The 18,015-nt window shown below is 72.1% G+C and carries 16 protein-coding genes; 8 read left to right on the forward strand and 8 right to left on the reverse strand.

The window, feature by feature from the left end; all coding sequences use genetic code 11:
* Positions 1 to 97: 97 nt before the first annotated feature.
* Entirely contained in the window at positions 98 to 1,636 is a 1,539-nt protein-coding gene (locus OG611_RS04640) for a class I adenylate-forming enzyme family protein (RefSeq protein ID WP_266415786.1), read from the forward strand.
* A gap of 35 nt (positions 1,637 to 1,671) precedes the next feature.
* Here OG611_RS04640 and OG611_RS04645 read toward each other — a convergent pair whose 3' ends face one another.
* Together OG611_RS04645 and OG611_RS04650 are read right to left on the reverse strand one after the other, a co-directional pair.
* Entirely contained in the window at positions 1,672 to 2,193 is a 522-nt protein-coding gene (locus OG611_RS04645; protein ID WP_266415788.1) for an EF-hand domain-containing protein, read from the reverse strand.
* 126 nt (positions 2,194 to 2,319) lie between these two features.
* Positions 2,320 to 2,682 (reverse strand): STAS domain-containing protein, encoded by a 363-nt coding sequence (locus OG611_RS04650; protein WP_266415790.1) that lies wholly within the window; start codon positions 2,680 to 2,682, stop codon positions 2,320 to 2,322.
* Positions 2,683 to 3,054: 372 nt separating this feature from the next.
* Between OG611_RS04650 and OG611_RS04655 the strand changes: the two genes are divergently transcribed.
* The gene (locus OG611_RS04655) at positions 3,055 to 3,630 is read left to right on the forward strand and encodes an RNA polymerase sigma factor (RefSeq protein WP_266415792.1); all 576 of its coding nucleotides are present in this window, start codon (positions 3,055 to 3,057) and stop codon (positions 3,628 to 3,630) included.
* Complete coding sequence (locus OG611_RS04660) at positions 3,627 to 4,976, forward strand: zf-HC2 domain-containing protein (RefSeq protein ID WP_266415794.1); 1,350 nt, start codon at positions 3,627 to 3,629, stop codon at positions 4,974 to 4,976. The genes OG611_RS04655 and OG611_RS04660 overlap by 4 nt, the downstream gene beginning before the upstream one ends.
* A gap of 22 nt (positions 4,977 to 4,998) precedes the next feature.
* On the opposite strand, the gene purU is transcribed toward OG611_RS04660, so the two are convergent.
* Together purU and OG611_RS04670 are read right to left on the reverse strand one after the other, a co-directional pair.
* Positions 4,999 to 5,877: a formyltetrahydrofolate deformylase gene (purU, locus tag OG611_RS04665; protein ID WP_266415796.1), complete on the reverse strand. Its 879-nt coding sequence runs from the start codon at positions 5,875 to 5,877 to the stop codon at positions 4,999 to 5,001.
* Positions 5,878 to 5,905: 28 nt separating this feature from the next.
* Positions 5,906 to 6,409: a hypothetical protein gene (locus OG611_RS04670; protein WP_266415798.1), complete on the reverse strand. Its 504-nt coding sequence runs from the start codon at positions 6,407 to 6,409 to the stop codon at positions 5,906 to 5,908.
* 117 nt (positions 6,410 to 6,526) lie between these two features.
* Between OG611_RS04670 and OG611_RS04675 the strand changes: the two genes are divergently transcribed.
* Positions 6,527 to 7,807, forward strand: coding sequence for an ABC transporter substrate-binding protein (locus tag OG611_RS04675; RefSeq protein ID WP_266415800.1), 1,281 nt, complete (start codon positions 6,527 to 6,529; stop codon positions 7,805 to 7,807).
* Positions 7,808 to 7,909: 102 nt separating this feature from the next.
* Here the strand turns inward: OG611_RS04675 and OG611_RS04680 are convergent, their stop codons facing one another.
* A complete protein-coding gene (locus OG611_RS04680; protein WP_266415801.1) occupies positions 7,910 to 9,496 on the reverse strand; it encodes a hypothetical protein in 1,587 nt (528 codons plus the stop codon).
* A 200-nt stretch (positions 9,497 to 9,696) separates the two neighbouring features.
* Positions 9,697 to 11,079 (reverse strand): transcriptional regulator, encoded by a 1,383-nt coding sequence (locus OG611_RS04685; protein WP_266415804.1) that lies wholly within the window; start codon positions 11,077 to 11,079, stop codon positions 9,697 to 9,699.
* A 353-nt stretch (positions 11,080 to 11,432) separates the two neighbouring features.
* Here OG611_RS04685 and OG611_RS04690 point away from each other — a divergent pair, with 353 nt between their 5' ends.
* Genes OG611_RS04690 through OG611_RS04700 form a run of 3 tightly spaced genes read left to right on the forward strand, consistent with a single transcriptional unit; the run spans position 11,433 to position 14,620 of the window.
* Entirely contained in the window at positions 11,433 to 12,104 is a 672-nt protein-coding gene (locus tag OG611_RS04690) for a bifunctional DNA primase/polymerase (protein WP_266425529.1), read from the forward strand.
* 39 nt (positions 12,105 to 12,143) lie between these two features.
* Positions 12,144 to 12,974, forward strand: a complete 831-nt coding sequence (locus OG611_RS04695; protein ID WP_266415806.1) for an ABC transporter ATP-binding protein — start codon at positions 12,144 to 12,146, stop codon at positions 12,972 to 12,974.
* The gene (locus tag OG611_RS04700; protein ID WP_266415808.1) at positions 12,971 to 14,620 is read left to right on the forward strand and encodes a transporter; all 1,650 of its coding nucleotides are present in this window, start codon (positions 12,971 to 12,973) and stop codon (positions 14,618 to 14,620) included. The genes OG611_RS04695 and OG611_RS04700 overlap by 4 nt, the downstream gene beginning before the upstream one ends.
* Before the next feature lie 89 nt (positions 14,621 to 14,709).
* Here the strand turns inward: OG611_RS04700 and OG611_RS04705 are convergent, their stop codons facing one another.
* Both OG611_RS04705 and OG611_RS04710 read right to left on the reverse strand, forming a co-directional pair.
* Positions 14,710 to 15,603 carry an alpha/beta fold hydrolase gene (locus OG611_RS04705; RefSeq protein ID WP_266425532.1) on the reverse strand — a complete coding sequence of 298 codons (894 nt, stop codon included), beginning with the start codon at positions 15,601 to 15,603 and terminating at the stop codon, positions 14,710 to 14,712.
* Between the two features lie 737 nt (positions 15,604 to 16,340).
* On the reverse strand, positions 16,341 to 17,033 hold the full coding sequence (locus tag OG611_RS04710; protein ID WP_266415810.1) for a metal-dependent transcriptional regulator: 693 nt from the start codon (positions 17,031 to 17,033) through the stop codon (positions 16,341 to 16,343).
* A 208-nt stretch (positions 17,034 to 17,241) separates the two neighbouring features.
* On the opposite strand from OG611_RS04710, the gene OG611_RS04715 reads away from it, so the two are divergent.
* Positions 17,242 to 17,997 (forward strand): SIS domain-containing protein, encoded by a 756-nt coding sequence (locus OG611_RS04715; protein WP_266415812.1) that lies wholly within the window; start codon positions 17,242 to 17,244, stop codon positions 17,995 to 17,997.
* Positions 17,998 to 18,015: the final 18 nt, after the last annotated feature.

Genomic DNA, 18,015 nt, shown 5'->3' on the forward strand with positions numbered 1-18,015 from the left:
TCGTCCTCAGGCTAGCCCCGCACCCCTGGACCGACAAGGCGCGGCGCTCTACGCTCTCCGCACTATCTGACTGTCCGTCAGCTGTGAGGGGTTCGCCGTGACCGAGACCGCGCACGCCCTGGGTGCATCGGGCACCTTCTGGGAACTCGTCGAACGCCGGGCCGGCCTGACCCCGGACCGCCCGTTCCTGATCCAGGACGACCGCACCCTGACCTTCGGCGAGCTGCGCAACCGCGGCGAGCGGGTCGCGGCCGGGCTGTGGGAGATGGGCGTGCGACCCGGCGGCGTCGTCGCCTGGCAGCTGCCGACCCGGATCGAAACAGTGCTGCTGTCGTTCGCGCTGACCCGGATCGGGGCCGTGCAGTCGCCGGTCATCCCGTTCTACCGGGACCGCGAGGTGGGGTTCGCGCTGCGCGAGTCGAAGGCGGAGTTCTTCGCGGTGCCGGGCACCTGGCGCGGCTTCGACCACACGGCGATGGCCGGACGGCTGGCGACGGACCGGCCGCCGGTGGTGTTCGAGGCGTACGCCTCGCTGCCGGACGGCGACCCGTCGGTGCTCCCGCCACCACCCTCGGACGGCACGGCGGTGCGCTGGATCTACTGGACCTCGGGCACCACCTCCGACCCGAAGGGGGTGCTGCACACCGACCGCAGCCTGATCGCGGGCGGCTCCTGCCTGGCCCACGCGCTGCATCTGTCGGCCGACGACATCGGCTCGATGGCCTTCCCCTTCGCCCATGTCGCCGGGCCCGACTACTCGGTGATGCTGCTCCTGTACGGCTTCCCGGCGGTCCTCTTCGAACACTTCGCGATGCCGGACGCGCTGGAGGGCTACCGTCGGCACGGGGTGACGGTCGCGGGCGGTTCCACGGCGTTCTACTCGATGTTCCTGACCGAGCAGCGCAAGGACCCGGACCGCAGACTGATCCCCACGCTGCGGCTGCTGGCGGGCGGCGGGGCGCCGAAGCCGCCGGAGATCTACCACGCGGCGGTACGGGAGCTGGGCGTCCAGCTCACCCACGGATACGGGATGACCGAGGTCCCCATGATCACGATGGGCGCCCCCGACGACACGGTGGAACACCTCGCCGAGACGGAGGGGCGGCCACCGGCGGGCATGGAGATCCGGATCACCGACGAGGACGGCAAGCCGCTGCCCTGCGGCACGGACGGCGAGGTGCGGCTGCGCGGGGAGGCCGTCTGCGCGGGCTATCTGGACCCGACGGCGTCCGTGGCGGCGTTCGACGCGGAGGGCTTCCTGATCACCGGCGATGTCGGCCACGTCAGGGAGAGCGGGCATCTGGTGCTCACCGGGCGGCTGAAGGACATCATCATCCGCAAGGGCGAGAACATCTCCGCCAAGGAGATAGAGGACCTGCTGCACCGGCACCCGGATGTCGGGGACGCCGCGGTGATCGGGCTCCCGGACCCGGAGCGGGGCGAGCTGGTCTGCGCGGTCGTGGAACAGCCGGCGGGCGCCGCGCCGCTGACGTTGGCGCAGGTCACGGGGTATCTGCGGGCCGAGGGGCTCTCCGTGCACAAGCTGCCGGAGCGGCTGGAGGTGGTGGCGGCGCTGCCGCGCAACGAGGCCCTGCGGAAGGTGCTGAAGTACCGCTTGCGTGAGCAGTTCGCCTGACGGGGTGCGGGGCGGGCCCCGCACCCCCCGTGGTCCTACGCGTCCGGGGCGAACACCGTGAAGTAGTCGGCGAACGCCGACACCGCCTCGTCCTCCGTGATCCTGCCGTCCTGGTCCGCGTCCAGGCTTCGCGCCGCGAGCGCCGCCGCCCCGGCGCTCGCGCCCAGCACCTGGAGCGCCCGCTCCAGGGCGGGTACGGACGCGGCGCCCCGGTCGTCCCGGTCCGCCACGGCGATCGCCGCGCGCAGGAAGGGGCGGGCGATCTCCGCGAAGCGCTCCGGATTGTCGCGCAGCCGTTTGACGGCCCCGCCCACGAACTCCTCACGGGTGACGCGCTGGTCCCCGTCGACATCGGCGATGCCCGCCATGCCCTGCCAGAACGCCTCGGCCCCGGTGTAGAGCGCCTGGCCCTTGTCGCAGCGCGCCGTCGTACCGAATTCGGCGAGCAGACGGGCGGCGGCGGCATTGAAATCCGCGCGATCGATGTATCCGTTGCCGTCCTGGTCGAAGGCGGCGAAGCGGAAAGCGATCTTGCGCTCATACTCTGCGCTGTCCATGCGGGGAGCGTACGACGCCGGAAGGCGTCACGTGTCACTTACGCGCTCCGCCGGTGTGACAACCCGGTCATCGCGCCCTGCCCGCGGGGCGCCGCGCCCGTTCGCGCGCGGCGTCCCGGACCGGCCTCACGCGGAGAGCGGCCGGGACCGCTCGTCGACGGCCGCGTCCCAGTCGGGGTAGACCTCGAAGAGACGGCGTACGCCGAGCGCGGCGAGCACCCGGTTGACGTGTGAGCCCTCCTCCGCGCCCCGGGCCGGCAGGATCAGCCGCAGCCGACCCCCGCAGGAGCGCATCAGCCGGCGGGAGGCGATCAGCACGCCGACGCCGCTGGAATCGCAGAACAGGACCTCGGAGAAGTCGAGCACCACATCGTGGCGGCCGGCGGCGACCGCGTCGTGGACGGCCTGGCGCACGGCGGGCGACGTCAGCAGATCCAGTTCGCCGCGTATGTGCAGTACGGTCCATCCGCCCTGCACGGTCTCGGCCACTCCGAGTGTGTTCCGGGAGCGTTCCTGGGTGAGCCAGGGGGCGTGGGTGGTCGCGGCCGGAGGGTGGTTCCCAGGAGGACTGGCTTTCCTCACGTGACTGGCCCTCTCGTTCCGGGGATTCCGACGATCCGGAAGTTTCCGTTCCTTCTCGCGGCTGCCCCGGCCGCGCCCCTATGAAACACCGAGCGACCTGTCAGGACACAGCCGGATTCGGGCAGAAATCATCGCTTCGGCTCCGATTCCACCGACGCGCGGCGACGCATTCCCTATCATCCCGGACCTCTTCAGGGGCGTACTTGCCACAAAGGGACGTGCATCTTCTGCGCTGCCGACTACATTCGGTGTGACGAGGGGAACAGGGCTGGGGGTCGCATGGCTAAAAACGCACCACCCCGCTGGGACCGCAAGATGCAGCAGCGGCTGGCACGCGGTGAGGCGGCGGCTCTCGGAGAGCTCTACGACCGGTTCGCCTCGCTCGTGCACAGCCAGGCCCACCGGATGCTCGACGACGAGACCGCCGCCGACCTGGTGACCCGCGAGGTCTTCGGCTACGTGTGGGAGAACCCCGGCGCGTACGACCCCAAGCAGGGCTCGATGCGTTCCTGGGTCGCCCGGCTCACGCACCGCCAGTCCGTGCGGCGGCTGCGCGAGGAGGACGGCCTCCGCGACGGCCCGGTCGACGACGGCAGCGGGCTGGAGGAGCGGGTGCACCGGGCCACGGTCGCGGCCCGCGCCGACTACATCGTCGCGTCCATGCCCGCCCCGCTGCGGGCCGCGCTGGAGCTCGCGTACATCCAGCGCCGGGACTACCGACAGACCGCGGCCGACCTCGGGGTCACCGAGGACGAGGCCCGCCGGCGGCTCCGGCTCGGCCTGCAACTGCTCTCCACCGCGCACACCCGCCCGCTCGAAGGGACGTCGCCGCCCGGATACGGACGGCCCCTGTGACCGGCGACGACGCGGACGGACGCGAGGACGGCGGACGCGACGACGAGGTGCGGGGCGCGCGGCGCATACCGCGCCCACGGTCCGCCGCGGACGACCTCGACCTCTCCGCCCTCCCCCTGCCGCCGCCCGTCCCCGCGTCCCCGCCCGAGGCACCTCGACCGGCCCCGCAACCGACGACACCGGAACCGGAATCCACCGTGGCACCACCGGCCCCATCGGACCCTCCGGTGCTGGCGCACCGCGTCCTCAAGGCGCTCCTCGGCGCGTGGGCCCTGGCGGCCTGCTCGGCGGAGGAGACCGAGGCCGTCGAGGCACATCTGACCGAGTGCGCCGCCTGCGCGGACGAGGCCCTGCGGCTGCGCGACGCGGTCGGGCTGCTGCACACCGACCGCAGCCTGGACCTCGATCCGACGCTGCGCAGCCGGGTGGTCGACGCCTGTCTGAGCCGTCGCCCCGCAGATATCCCGGTGCCGGACTGGGCCGCCCCGTACGACGCGGAGACCGCGCGGCTCGACGCGCTGCTCCGTGACATCGGCGACTCGGAGTGGCACACCCCGGTGCGGCTGAAGTGGTTCGAGAGCGAGCAGGAGACCACCCGCAAGACCACGGTCGCGGGCGTCATCGGCCATCTCATGGCCGTCGACGGGCTGGTCGGATCCGCCCTCGGCCTCGAAGTCCCGCTCGGCGACGGCGCCCTCGGCCGGGGCGCCGACTGGCCGCTCTCCCCCACCGCACGCACCGAGAAGTACTGGTCCGCGGCCCGGCGGCCGCCCACCCGCCGGATCCACGAACCGTGGCGCGAGCAGAGCCACGCGCTCATCCGCACGGTGTCCTTCGCCGGCCGCGGGGTCTCCGAGCTCTCCGTCTCGTACGGCGACTTCGCCCTGCCGATGCATGATGCCCTGCTGGACCGGGCCTTCGAATGCTGGGTGCACGGCGGCGACATCGCGGTCGCGGTGGACTATCCGTACGAGGCGCCGTCCGCCGCCCACCTCAACCGGATGATCGACCTGGCGGCCCGGCTGCTGCCCGCCGCCCTCGCCGAGCGCCGCAGGACCGGGCTGGCCGGGCCCGCCCGCCATCTGGTGACGGCCGGTTCACCGGGCCGTTCGCTGCATCTGGAGGTCGAGGGCTCGGGTGGCGGCGACTGGTACATCCCGCTGGACTCCCCGGCCGCGCTCGGCTCCCCCGCGCACACCGTGGCGCAGGTCGCGCTGGACGGTGTGGAGTTCTGCCAGCTGGTGGCCGGGCACGTGGCACCGGTGGAGGCGGCGGCCGGTCAGGAGGGCGACCGCGAGGCGATCCGCGACGTGCTCTTCGCCGCGGCCTCGCTCAGCCGCCTGTAGGGCCGCCTCCCGCAGCGGGTCCCTACGCGAAGATCACCGTACGGCGGCCGTTGAGCAGGATGCGGCGCTCCGCGTGCCACCCGACGGCCCGCGCCAGCGCCTGGCACTCCACATCGCGCCCGATGGCGACCAGCTGGTCCGGCGTGACGCCGTGGCCCACCCGCTCGACCTCCTGCTCGATGATCGGCCCCTCGTCGAGGTCCGCGGTCACGTAGTGCGCCGTCGCACCGATCAGCTTCACACCACGGGCGTGCGCCTGGTGGTACGGCTTCGCGCCCTTGAAGCTCGGAAGGAAGGAGTGGTGGATGTTGATGATCCGGCCGCTCAGCTGCTTGCAGAGGTCGTCCGAGAGGACCTGCATGTAGCGGGCGAGGACGACCAGCTCGACGTTCTCCTCGCGGACCAGCTCCAGCAGCTGCGCCTCCGCGGCGGCCTTGGTCTCCTTGGTCACCGGGATGTGCCGGAAGGGGACGTTGTACGAGGCGACGAGCTCGGCGAAGTCCGTGTGGTTGGAGACGACGGCGGCGATCTCGATCGGCAGCGCCCCGATCCGGGAACGGAACAGCAGGTCGTTGAGGCAGTGCCCGAACTTGCTGACCATCAGCACGACCCGCATCCGGTCCGAGGAGCGGTGGATCTGCCAGTCCATCCGGAAGGAGTCGCCGACCGCGGCGAAACTGGCCCGCAGCTTCTCCAGGGTCACCGGGACGTCCGCCGAGAAGTGCACACGCATGAAGAACAGGCCGGTGTCGTGGTCACCGAACTGCTGGCTGTCCTCGATATTGCAGCCGGTCATGAAGAGATAGCTCGACACGGCGTGCACGATGCCCTTTTTGTCGGGGCAGGAGAGCGTGAGGACGTACTGCTCGGAGGCGGTCTCGGCGGGCTGCGGCGCGGTCATCCCCGTAGCGTGCCACACCAGCCCGCTGTCAGGCCGATCTGGTCAGGATGCGGAGCACGTCGAGGGAGCGCGGTGGCGTATCGGGGTCCTCGCCGTCGTTGCCGGCGAGCAGCACATGGGCCTCGCGGGCGGCCCGTACGGCCTCCGGCCAGCCGTGGTGCTCCAGATACGCCGAGACGGGGGCGTCCGCCCCGACCTGGTGCATGATCCGCAGCACCCGGAGCACCGCGACGTCCACGAGGGCGGCCTCGTTGGTGTCGCGGAAGATCGTCCCGATGTACTTCTCGGCGGACCAGTTGTCCAGCCAGGTGTCCTCGACCAGGCGGTACACGGCGTCGGTGACGTCGCCGTACCCCTCCCGGCCGGCCAGCCAGCACTCGTGGTGGAAGACGGGGTCGGAGAGCATGTGCAGCGCCGAGCGCACGTTGCTGCGCCAGCGCCACCAAGGCATGTCATTCAGCGGCATGCCGCCCATGGTGGAGGAGCGACGGCCGCGACGGGAAGAGTTCTCCGAACCTTGCTGCACGGTCATCGATCGTACGTTCCCTTTTCGGCTCCTCGCACCGGCCCCCGCAATTCACCTGGATGTCACCGAGCGTTGAGCGGGGCACACTGCGGCGTTACCCCGGGGCCGGAAATGTTCATGCCCATGACCGGACGGCGACGCCCCACCTCCCCCCGCCCCTACAAGCTCCTCACAAGTACGGCGGCGGCCGGGGCGTTGCTGGTCACCGGTTGCGGCGCACTCCCTGGGGCCACGGGGGGCTCCAGGGAGCCCGTCACCGTGGTGACGTGGGCCCCCAGCGGCGTCGCGGGGCCGGACTCGGTGAACATGGCGGGCGTGACCGCCATGGCGCGCACCTACGCCCGTTGGGCCAACGGAAACGGCGGGCTGGACGGTCACAAGCTGCGCGTCGTCACCTGCGACGAGGACGACACCTCGATCGGTGCGGCGAACTGCGCTCGGCTGGCCGTCGAGGAGAAGGCGGTCGCGGTCGTCGGCTCGTACAGCCGGCACGGCTCGGCGTTCATGCCACCGCTGGAGGCAGCCAGAATCCCCTACATCGGTGGCTACGGCGCCTCCGACGAGGAGTTCAGCAGCTACAACTCCTATCCGGTCAACGGCGGCCAGCCGGCCCTGCTCGCGGGCAACGCCCGGCAGCTGGCCCGCAGTTGCGAACGGGTGTCCGTGGTCCGGCCCGACACCCTGATCGGCGACGGCCAGGCCTGGCTCCTCAGGACCGGCCTCACCGAGGCCGGCCGGCCCGCGCCCGCCGACATCCGGGCGCCGGATTCGGCCACTTCGTACGACGCGGCCGCCGGACCGGCGCTCCAGGCGGCGGGGGCCTCCGACGGCTGTGTGACGGCCGTGCTCGGGAAGCGTACGGGGACCTTCTTCGACTCCTTCCGGCGACTCGAACCGTCGTCCGGGAGCGTCCGGATCTCCTCCGTGCTCGGCAGCGTCGACCAGCCGCTGATCGACAGCACCGGCGGTCGGAACAGCCCGTTCGAGGGGGCCTACATCACCGGCTGGTACCCGGACACGGGCGACGCCCGCTGGGACGGGATGCGGAACGTGATCCGCAAGCACGCCTTCGGCGACAACCGGATCGACCCGGACGACACGGGCGTGCAGACCACCTGGATCGCGTACACCGTGCTCAAGGAGATCGTGCAGGCGATCGACTCCCCGGAGATCACTTCCTGGAAGCTCACCTCCGCCCTCAACGAGGGCACCTCGGCCGAAACCGGCGGCCTCACCCCGGTGCTGCGCTGGGGCTTCAAGGACGTGCTGGGCTCGTCCGCGTATCCGCGGATCGTCAACACCAGGGTGACGTTCCAGGTGGTCCGCGACGGGCGGCTCGTCGCGGACCGGAAGGGATTCATGGACGTCACGAAGACGCTGTCGGACGCCAGCGCGAGGAGGTGACCGCCGCCGCTCCGGCGTGTACGTCCGCGGCGCGGGCGTCCCGGCGCACGTTCGCGGCGCGGGCGTCCCGGGGCGGGGCGGTCGGCCCGCCCCGCCCCGCCGTCACAGCTCCGTCGCCGCCCGGCGGGTCAGCCCGTACTTCGACGCGATCGAGTTCCACAGCCCCGACGCCTGCCGCTTCGCCTTGCTCGCCTCGCCGCTCTGCACGGTGGCCTGCTGCGTCTCGGAGGTCGTACGCGCCTTCCCGTGCTTGCACACCTTCTTGCCGTTCTTGGCCTGCCCGGCCCATGCGGCATAGTGCTCGTCGGCGGCGGCGGAGGCCTGCCAGGCCTTGGTGAGGGAAGAGGTCAGCTGCGCGTGGTTCGGCAGCTTGTCGACGGACAGCCCCTGGAGCCGGGTCACCAGATCGCGGCGCTGCTGGGCGGCGCCCTTCAGATCGGTCACGGCCTGGTCCAGATCCGTGCAGCTCTTGGTCTTCTCGACGGCCCCGACGACCGCGGCACGGCTGTTGTTGCTGTCCGCCAGCAGCTTGTCGAGCGCCTCGGCCTGCGGCTTCGCCGGATCGGCCGGGGCCTGCTTCGAGGTCTCCCCGACGGGTGAACTCGCCGCGGCGACCGCCTGCTTGTCGTCCTTGCCCTTGTCGTCGCCGCCGCTCAGCAGCGCACCCGCGCCGAGACCGACGACGGCGCAGCCGGCCACGACCGCCGCGATGAGCGTGACGTGCGCCCGCTTCTTGCGCGGCCCCGCCGGCCCCTGCGGTTCCTCGTCCACGGGCTGGTACGGGGGCTGCGGGGCCTGCGGCGACTGCGGGGGCTGCTGGGCGCCCCGGTACTGCTGCCCGGGGTCGAGCCGCGGCATCTGCTGGGTGGAACCCGCCGGCTCGTCGCTGCGGAACAGGTTGTCGAACTCGGCGGGCGGCTGCCGGTCACCCGGGGTTCCGGGCCTGATGCCGTACGGGGCGGCGCCGGGGACCGGCGGGATGAACTGGGTCGCCTCGGCGTCGCCGCCCTGACCGGGCTGCTGCGGGTACGCCTGCGGCTGCTGCTGCGGCGCCGCGTGGCCGAGGAACCGGGTCGACTCCGCGGGGTTCTCCGGCGGCAGCCCGCCCGGCGCGGGCCCACCGGCCACCGGCGCGATGTACTGCGTGGCCTCCGCGTCCCCGCCCATGCTCATCCCGGGCACGGCCTCGGGCGGCAACGGCTGCGCGAACGACTGCGGGGGCTGCTGGGCGTACGGGGGCTGCTGGGTATGCAGAGGCTGCTGGGCGTGCGGCGGCTGCTGAGTATGCAGAGGCTGCTGGGTGTACGGAGGCTGAAGCTGCTGCTGGGACTGCTGGGGCTGGACGGGCGGCAGCGGCTGGGCCTGCGGCATCTGTGCGTGCTGCTGCACGGGCGGCTGCCCGTACCCCTGCCCCGGCTGGACCTGACCGTACTGTCCCTGCCCGTACGCTCCCTGCCCCTGGGCGTGCGCCTGAGGCTGGGGCTGCGGCTGGGACTGATGCGAGGCGTCCTGGTGCGCCGTCTGCGGCCCCCAGGGCTGCCCCCACGGCTGGCCGCCCGCCGGGGCGGCCTGATCCGCGGGCCCCCCTGGTATCCAGGGCTCGCCGCCACCCGCGGGCAGCACGACACCTTCGTGCGCGGGCCGTACAGCAGGGAGCTGCTGCTCGTCACCCTGTCCGCTCTGCGTCACCGGGACTCCTACGTGTAAACCTACGGAATCGTCGGCTCACGCTATCGGGTGGTTGCCGCCGTTCGCCAAGCGTGTGTTGTCACTCACCAGCCCTTCACAAGCGCTGTAACGCTCAGCGCTCTCAAGACGCAGTTAAGGGGGCGACCGAACGACGGCGCCGGATTCGAGCCCCGGTTCCGGCCCCCGGTCCCGGCCCCCGGTCAGGCCGCCTGGAGCTCCAGCCGCGCGCCGAACTCGCGCACCGCCGCCTCGTCCCCGTACGGGAGCAGCCGCTGCTGGAGATCGTCCAGATACTCCGCTCCCCGGCTGGAGCGCACCGACCCCAGCAGCTCCATCGCCCGCGTGCCCGTGTGGCAGGCCTGCTCCACCTCGCGCATCTGGACCTGGGCCGCGGCCAGGAGCACCAGACCGATGCCGCGGCGGCGGGCCCGGGACTCCGGGTGGCCGGCCAGGGACTCCTTCGCCCGGCGCGCGGCGGCCTCCGCCTGGCCGAGGTCGCGGTGACAGTGCGCCAGCTCGTCCGCGAGATAGGCGTGGTCGAAGTGGACGATCCAGTCGGGGTCGTCACCTGTGTCCGCTTCGGCCTGCTCCAGGGCCGTCAGCGCGCGGCCGGTCACCGCCTGGCAGGTGCGGGCATCGCCGAGCAGGGCGTGTCCGCGCGCCTCCGCCGCGTGGAACATCGCCTCCGCCCTCGGTGTCACGCGCCCGCGCGCGCCCTCCTGCGCGGCCCGCGCCAGCTGGGCGATCTCCCGGGGATTGCCGAGCTGTGCGGCGAGATGGCTCATCGAGGCGGCCAGTACATAACCGCCGTACGCCCGGTCGCCCGCCGCCTGGGCCAGGCGCAGCGCCTGGATGTAGTAGCGCTGGGCGAGCCCCGGCTGGCCGGTGTCGACCGCCATGTACCCGGCGAGTTCGGTGAGCCGCGCGACCGCCGCGAACAGCTGCCGGCCGACCGATTCGCGGTACGCCCCGGAGAGCAGCCCGGAGACCACGCTGTTCAGATAGTGCACCAGGACCGGACGCACATGTCCGCTGCCGAACCGGTGGTCGAGGTCGACCAGCGCGGCCGTCATCGCCCGCACCGCCGCCACGTCCGACATCCCGACGCGGGCCCCGGCGGCCCGTGCCACCTGCGGGTCGGCTCCGCTGATCAGCCAGTCGCGGCTGGGTTCGACGAGCGCGGAGGAGGCGACCGCCGAACCGGACAGGAAGTCGCGGCGGCCGACATCGCTGCGCCACAACTCGCAGACCTGCTCGATCGCGCCGATCACGGTCGGGGCGAACTGCAGGCCGACGCCGGACGCCAGATTCTTGCCGTTGGCCATGCCGATCTCGTCGATCGTGACCGTACGGCCGAGCTTGCGGCCGAGCGCCTCGGCGATGATTCCCGGTGCCCTGCCGCGTGGTTGCTGTCCGCGCAGCCAACGGGCCACGGACGTCTTGTCGTAACGCAGGTCGAGCCCGCGCTCCGCGCCGACCATGTTGACGCGGCGGGCGAGGCCGGCGTTGGAGCATCCGGCTTCCTGAATGAGCGTCTGGAGCCGTTCGTTCGGCTGGCGTGCGACGAGAGGCCTGGCTGCCATGTTTCCCCCTGAGGCCGCAGTGATCATTGAGCCGATCACTGCCCGGCTAATACGCGGAAAATGCACAGATTCATCGTGTTCGTCACGTGCGTCGTGTTCCTTGTCATTCATGTCGGCATATGACAGAGGCCGACCGTTCCGGACCCGCCCATCGGCTGCCCGGCGGTTGCCCGTATATGGCTACCCGCCCTGCGGGTCACCGCCTCACGCGCGCCCCCGCCCATGCATCCATGCGCCCCGTGTGCCGGATCGATACGCCGTGGCCGCACCCGCCGCGCCCGTAACCCCGGGCGTTGGCCGTAGTTGTGCTCTGCGTGGAAGAGCCCATCGGAGTCGAAGAGCCCGTCGTCGTCATGGAAGCCGCGAAGGTGCCCCGGCAGCGGGGCGAGCAACTGCTCGACGCAGCGGTGCGGTACGCCGAGGAGCGGCACTGGGACGTGTGCCCGGGTACCTGGCTGGAGGCGGTGGAGGGGGCCGAGCGGTGCTCCTGCGGAGACACCGGCTGCGCCGCTCCCGGAGCCCATCCCGCCGGACCGGACTGGGCGGGCCAGGCGACCGGAAGCGGTGCCGCGGCCCGCCGGATGTGGTCCAGGCACCCGAGGGCGTCGATCCTGCTGCCCACCGGGCGTGCCTTCGACGCGATCGACGTACCGGAGTCGGCCGGCTTCCTGGCGCTGGCCCGGATGGAGCGGATGGGCCTGCCCCTCGGACCCGTCACCTGCAGCCCCGACCGGCGGATGTTCTTCTTCGTGCTGCCGGGTGCGGCGGCCAAGTCGGACGAGCTGGTACGGAAGTTGGGCTGGCGGGCCGCCGCCATCGATCTGGTCGGCCGCGGCGAAGGCCACTACGTGACCGGTCCGCCGACCCGGGTCGGCGGGCGCGGGGCGGTGCAGTGGGCCCGCCGCCCCACCCCCGCCAACCGATGGCTGCCGGACGCGGAGGAGCTCATCAGCCCGCTCGCCTACGCCTGTGCCAGGGAAGCGGCCGACGCACGCACACGCCACCGGCAGAGCACCCTTTCGTAGGGTGGTCCCGAAAACGGGGACACCGAAAGGCAGTGCATCATGCAGGACTGGACAGAGACCGACAGAGCGGCACGGGCGGGTGAGGCGGGCGGACCGGCTACGCCGCCGCCCGCCGTTCGCGTACAGGGGCTGTGGAAGCGGTTCGGGGAACAGACCGCGGTGGCCGGGATCGATCTGGAGCTGCCCGCAGGCAAGTTCATCGGTCTGGTCGGGCCCAACGGCGCGGGCAAGACCACCACGCTGTCGATGGTCACCGGGCTGCTCCGCCCCGACCAGGGGACCGTCGAGGTGGCCGGCCGCGACGTGTGGCGCGACCCGGTCGAGGTGAAGAGCAGGATCGGCGTGCTCCCGGAGGGACTGCGGCTCTTCGAGCGCCTCTCGGGACGCGAACTCCTCGCGTACACCGGAAGATTGCGAGGATTGCCGGGAGCCGAGGTCGACAAGCGGGCCACCCAGCTCCTCGATGTGCTCGACCTGGCGGGCGCCCAGCACAAGCTGGTCGTCGACTACTCGACCGGCATGCGGAAGAAGATCGGGCTCGCGGCCGCGCTGCTGCACAACCCCGAAGTGCTGTTCCTGGACGAGCCGTTCGAGGGCGTCGACCCGGTCTCGGCACAGACCGTCCGCGAAGTCCTGGAGCGGTACACCGGCTCGGGGGCGACCGTCGTCTTCTCCAGCCATGTGATGGAGCTCGTCGAGTCCCTCTGCGACTGGGTGGCCGTCATGGCGGCCGGCACGATCCGGGCCCAGGGCACTCTGGCCCAGGTGCGCGGCGAGGCGTCCTCGCTGCAGAACGCCTTCCTCGAACTCGTCGGCGCGGGCTCCCGTGCCACCGGCGACTCCCTGGACTGGCTGGGCGGCAAGCGATGAGCGTGCTCGACGCCCCCGTGGGGACCGTCCCCGGACCGGCCGCCGGCGGCGGCGAGGGGCTCGTCGGCGTCTTCGTACGGCTGAAGCTGACCCTGCTGCGCAACGGGCTGCGGCAGTCGGCCGGGCGGCGGGCCGCGTACATCACCTCCGTCGTCGTCACCCTGCTGATCGCCGCGGGCCTGCTGATCGGGCTGATCGCGCTGCACGGGCACGCCCACACCGGCGCCTTCGTCGTGCTGCTGGCGGGAGTAGTAGCGGTCGGCTGGACCGTGATGCCGCTGTTCTTCCCCAGCGGCGACGAGACCCTCGACCCGAGCCGGCTGGTGATGCTGCCGCTGCGGCCGCGCCCGCTGGTCGGGGCGCTGCTGACGGCCTCGCTGGTCGGGATCGGCCCGCTGTTCACGCTCTGCCTGGCGGCCGGATCGGCCTTCGCGGTGGCGCACGGGGCGGCCGGCGCGGTGTTCGCCGTGGTGGCCGCGCCGCTCACGCTGCTGGTGTGCGTGGCGCTGACACGGGCCGTGGCCACGGCCAACACCCGGCTGCTGACGTCACGCAAGGGCCGCGATCTCGCGGTGCTCAGCGGGCTGGTGATCGCGGTGGGCTTCCAGGTCGTCAACTTCGGTGCGCAGCGGCTCAGCCAGGCGGGCGGGCTCGCCGCGCTCGAACCGGCCGCGGACGTGGTGCGCTGGCTGCCGCCCGCCTCGGCGGTCGGGGCGGTGGACTCGGCGTCACGGGGCTCGTACGGACAGGCCCTCGTACAGCTGCTGCTGTCCGTCGCGGCGCTGGTCGCGCTGCTGTGGCTGTGGCAGCGGAGCCTGGTGAAGCTGATGACGGCCCCGGACGGTTCGACCCTGGCCGCCGCCGGGCCGGCCCGCGAGAAGGCCGGCAAGGACGGCTCCAGGCTCTCCGCGCTGCTGCCGCAGGGGCGCACGGGTCCGGTGATGGAGCGCAGTCTGCGGTACATCGCACGCGACCCGAAGACCAAGGCCGCCTGGACCACGGCGCTGGCGATCGGGCTGATCGTGCCGATCCTCACCGCGCTCCAGGGCACCGGCTCGATGTACTTCGCCTGTTTCGCCGCCTGGATGCTCGGCATCCAGATGTACAACCAGTTCGGGCAGGACACCTCCGCGTTCTGGATGGTGGCGCTGACGATCTCCTCCACCCGTGACGCCTATCTGGAACTGCGGGCGCGGGCCCTGGCGTTGCTGCTGATCACGCTGCCCTACACGGTCGTGGTGACGGTGGTGACCGCCGCGGTGCTCGGTGACTGGGGCGACCTGCCGGAGGTCATGGGGCTGTCGTTCGCCCTGCTGGGCGGGATGCTGGCGACGGGCGCGGTGGCGTCGGCGAACTTCCCGTACTCGATCCCGCAGGACGGGGCGTTCAAGAACGTGGCGCCGGGGCAGGGCGGGCTCGCCTGGATCTCGATCTTCGGCGGCATGGTCTCGGCGGGGCTGCTCTGCGCGCCCGTGATCGCGGTGACGATCTGGCTGCACGTCGCCGACCTGGAGCAGTGGCTGTGGCTGTTGCTGCCCGTGGGCGGTGTGTACGGGGCGCTGATCTCCTGGGCGGGGCTGCGGCTCGCCGCTCCCCGCACGGCGGACCGGCTCCCGGAGATCCTGGCGGCGGTCAGCAAGGGCTGAGGACCGCCGCCGCAGGACCGTCCGCGTCGCTCCGTCTCTTCGTCGCTCCGTCGCTCCGTCGCCCGGTCGGCTTCGTCCCGGCTGCTCCGTCACGTCGAGACGGGCTCGCGGTCGTCCTGGGGGTCCTCGGCGAACTGCTCCAGGAAGGGTTCGACCGCCGCGCGCCAGCCCTCGGGCTGGTCGTAGTGGACGAGATGGCCGGCGTCGGCCACTTCCGCGTACTGCCCGCGCGGCAGTACGCGGACCATCTCCTGGGCCTCCGCCCGGCCCAGCTCGCCGTCGAGGCCGCGGAGCACCAGGGTCGGGCAGCGGACCTGCGCCAGCTCCTCCCAGTGCGCGTCGAACACCCAGGTCGCGCGGGACTGGAGCATCCGGCGGCGGGAGAAGACGGGGCGCCAGCCGTCGGCCCGCTCGGCCATCACCTCGGCGAAGAACTCGCCGCGGGCCGGGTTGGGCCGCTCCACCCAGGGATCGTCCTCGCCGAACCACTTCCGTACGTCGGAGAGCGTCGCGAACGGCACCGGCCAGGTCTTGAACCAGTCCTCCCACTCGCGCTGCGAGGCCGCGCCGAGCGCGGAGGCCCGCATGTCGCAGATGACCAGGGCCCGGACGAGATCGGGGCGCTTCGCGGCGAGCTGCCAGGCCGTGAGCGCTCCCATCGAATGCCCGACGAGGGTGACGGGGGCGAGCCCGAGCTGTTCGATCGCGGCCTCGGCGTCGGCGACGTACGCATCACGGGTGTACGGGCCTTCGGCCGGCTTGTCGCTGCGGCCGTGCCCGCGCTGATCGAGGCCGACGGCCCGGTGCCGCTCGGCGAGCCAGCGGGCGGTCGGGGCCCAGTGCGCGGCCCGGCCCATCAGGCCATGGAGCAGTAAGACCCCGGGGGCGCGCTCGCCCTCCGCGCGCCCCTTGGGCGGGTCGGCGAACTCCCAGGCCGCGAGGCGTACGCCGCCGGTCCCGGTCACATCGATGCGCCGCACCATATGTCCTGGCACCCCCTTCTGGTCCTCGATCACCGCTTGATCCACTGCTCGATCACCGTGTGGTCGCGTCACGCCAGACTATCGAACTTGTATTCGAAAACCGGGTTCCGCCACCCAACACCGCTCGTTCGAGTGACCGCCTCGGAGGATTGACCGCGGCGGCGGAGGGGAGACCTTCTCCGGGAGGCGGGCCACTCGGGGATGAGGGCCCGTGGGGATTGGCCTTGAGAGCTCGGGGCTCCAGGTCAAAGCAGGGGAGGACAGGCCCCGGCGCCGCGAGGCGCCGGGGCCCTCTGTCTTCCGGGGAGCCGTCGGCGCCGGTGCGCATCGGCGGGCGGCGGCACGGGTCTCGCGGGCGGCGGTCTGCGGTGTGCGATGCACTCGTACGCCCGTGGGCGCTTCCCCGGGCACCGACGCGCGATGCGCGGACGGCCGGGACCGTGGCAGCCACTCTCCGGTACGCGTGCCGGACACGCCGGTACGACGGGCGCATGCGCCTGCTCCCTCCCCGACCGCGCGGCCAGATGGCCGACACTCTCAGGTATGCCTCAGGCACAGCCTGGCACGTGATCCGTCCGGGCGCTGCAATTCCGGACGGAAAAAGGGAAAGCGGACGTCACGCCGGGACGTCCCGGCGACGGCATTCGGCCAGGCGGCGCCCCAGCGGCGTCATCCGGCCAGGACGGGCGCCCCTCGGCGGCATCCGCCCAGGGGCGCCCACCCGACGGTGGTACTGCTCAGCGCTTGCCCACGAACACGTGCGAGGCGACCTCGGCGTCCAGCTCCGCCGCCTCGCCGCTGCTGCCGACCAGCACGCCACCGGGCGACTGGGTCACGCTGACCACGGAGCCGGGCTGCACACCCGCGCGCCGCAGCGTGTACATCAGCTGGGCGTCCGTCTGGATCGGCTCACCGATCCGGCGCACGACCACCGTCTTGCCCTCGGCGCCGGGGTCGAGCTCCGACAGACTCACCATGCCCTCTTCGAGGAACGGGTCGGCCTCGGCCTTCTCACCCAGCTCCTCCAGGCCCGGGATGGGATTCCCGTACGGGGACTCCGTCGGGTGGCGCAGCAGCTCCAGCACCCGCCGCTCCACGGCCTCGCTCATCACATGCTCCCAGCGGCATGCCTCGGCGTGGACCTGCTCCCACTCCAGACCGATGACGTCGACGAGCAGGCACTCGGCGAGCCGGTGCTTGCGCATCACACGCGTCGCGAGGCGGCGCCCCTCGTCGGTCAGCTCCAGGTGCCGGTCGCCCGCGACCTGCACCAAGCCGTCACGCTCCATGCGCGCCACCGTCTGGCTGACCGTCGGACCGCTCTGGTCCAGCCGTTCCGCAATCCGGGCGCGCATGGGGACCACGCCTTCCTCTTCGAGTTCGAGGATGGTGCGGAGATACATCTCCGTGGTGTCGATCAGTCCGGACATTCGTGCCCCTCGATGCTGTGACATGAAAAACGTCGTGCGCTGGCCCTGACCCAATTCTGACGCATACCGCCGACAACCGTGCCGCACCGGCCGAACACCGTGCAGCGGAGCCGCGTGGGCGGTATTGACATGTCACTGGTCCAGACCGCAACGTGATCCGCGCACGGACACCCGTGAGCACTTCCTCCCGCCGGAAAGGGCCTCCTCGATGAGCGACAGCAAGCTGGCCGGTCAGTTCTTCGACGCAGCGATCGGCCTGCTGGAGCGGGTACGCGACGAGGAGTCCGGCAACATCGCGGCCGCCGGTGCGGCGATCGCCGACACCGTCGCGGCGGGCGGCAGGCTCTTCGCCTTCGGCGCCGGGCACTCCTCCCTCGCCGCGCAGGACGTCGTCTACCGGGCGGGCGGCCTCGCCCTGATGAACCTGCTGGCCGTGCCCGGGAGCGTCGGCGTCGACGTCATGCCGGCGCCCCTCGGCTCGGCACTGGAGCGGGTCAACGGGCTGGCGGGCGCGGTGCTCGACTCCAGCCCCGCAAAGGCGGGCGACGTCCTCGTGATCATCTCGCTCTCCGGGCGCAACGCGCTTCCGGTGGAGATGGCGATGAATGCGCGGGCGCTCGGCCTGAAGGTCATCGGCGTCACTTCGGTGGCGTACGCGCACGGCACCCGGTCCCGGCACGGCTCGGGCGGCTTCCTGCGGGACCACTGCGACATCGTGCTCGACAGCAAGATCTCCATCGGCGACGCGGAGCTGACCGCCGAGGGGGTCGAGGCGCCGTTCGCACCCGCGTCGACGGTCGTCACCAGTGCGGTGATGCAGGCGATGATGGCCGCCGCGGTGGAGCAACTCGTGGCGCGGGGGGTCGAACCTCCGATGCTGCGGTCGGGAAACGTCGACGGCGGTCACGAGTGGAACGGGCGCGTCATGACGGAGTACCGGGACCGGATCTTCTACCGCCACTGATCGCGCCGGGCCGCCGGC

Origin of the sequence: Streptomyces sp. NBC_01363 (assembly GCF_026340595.1) — a bacterium.
In the GTDB taxonomy this organism is placed as follows: Bacteria; Actinomycetota; Actinomycetes; order Streptomycetales; family Streptomycetaceae; genus Streptomyces.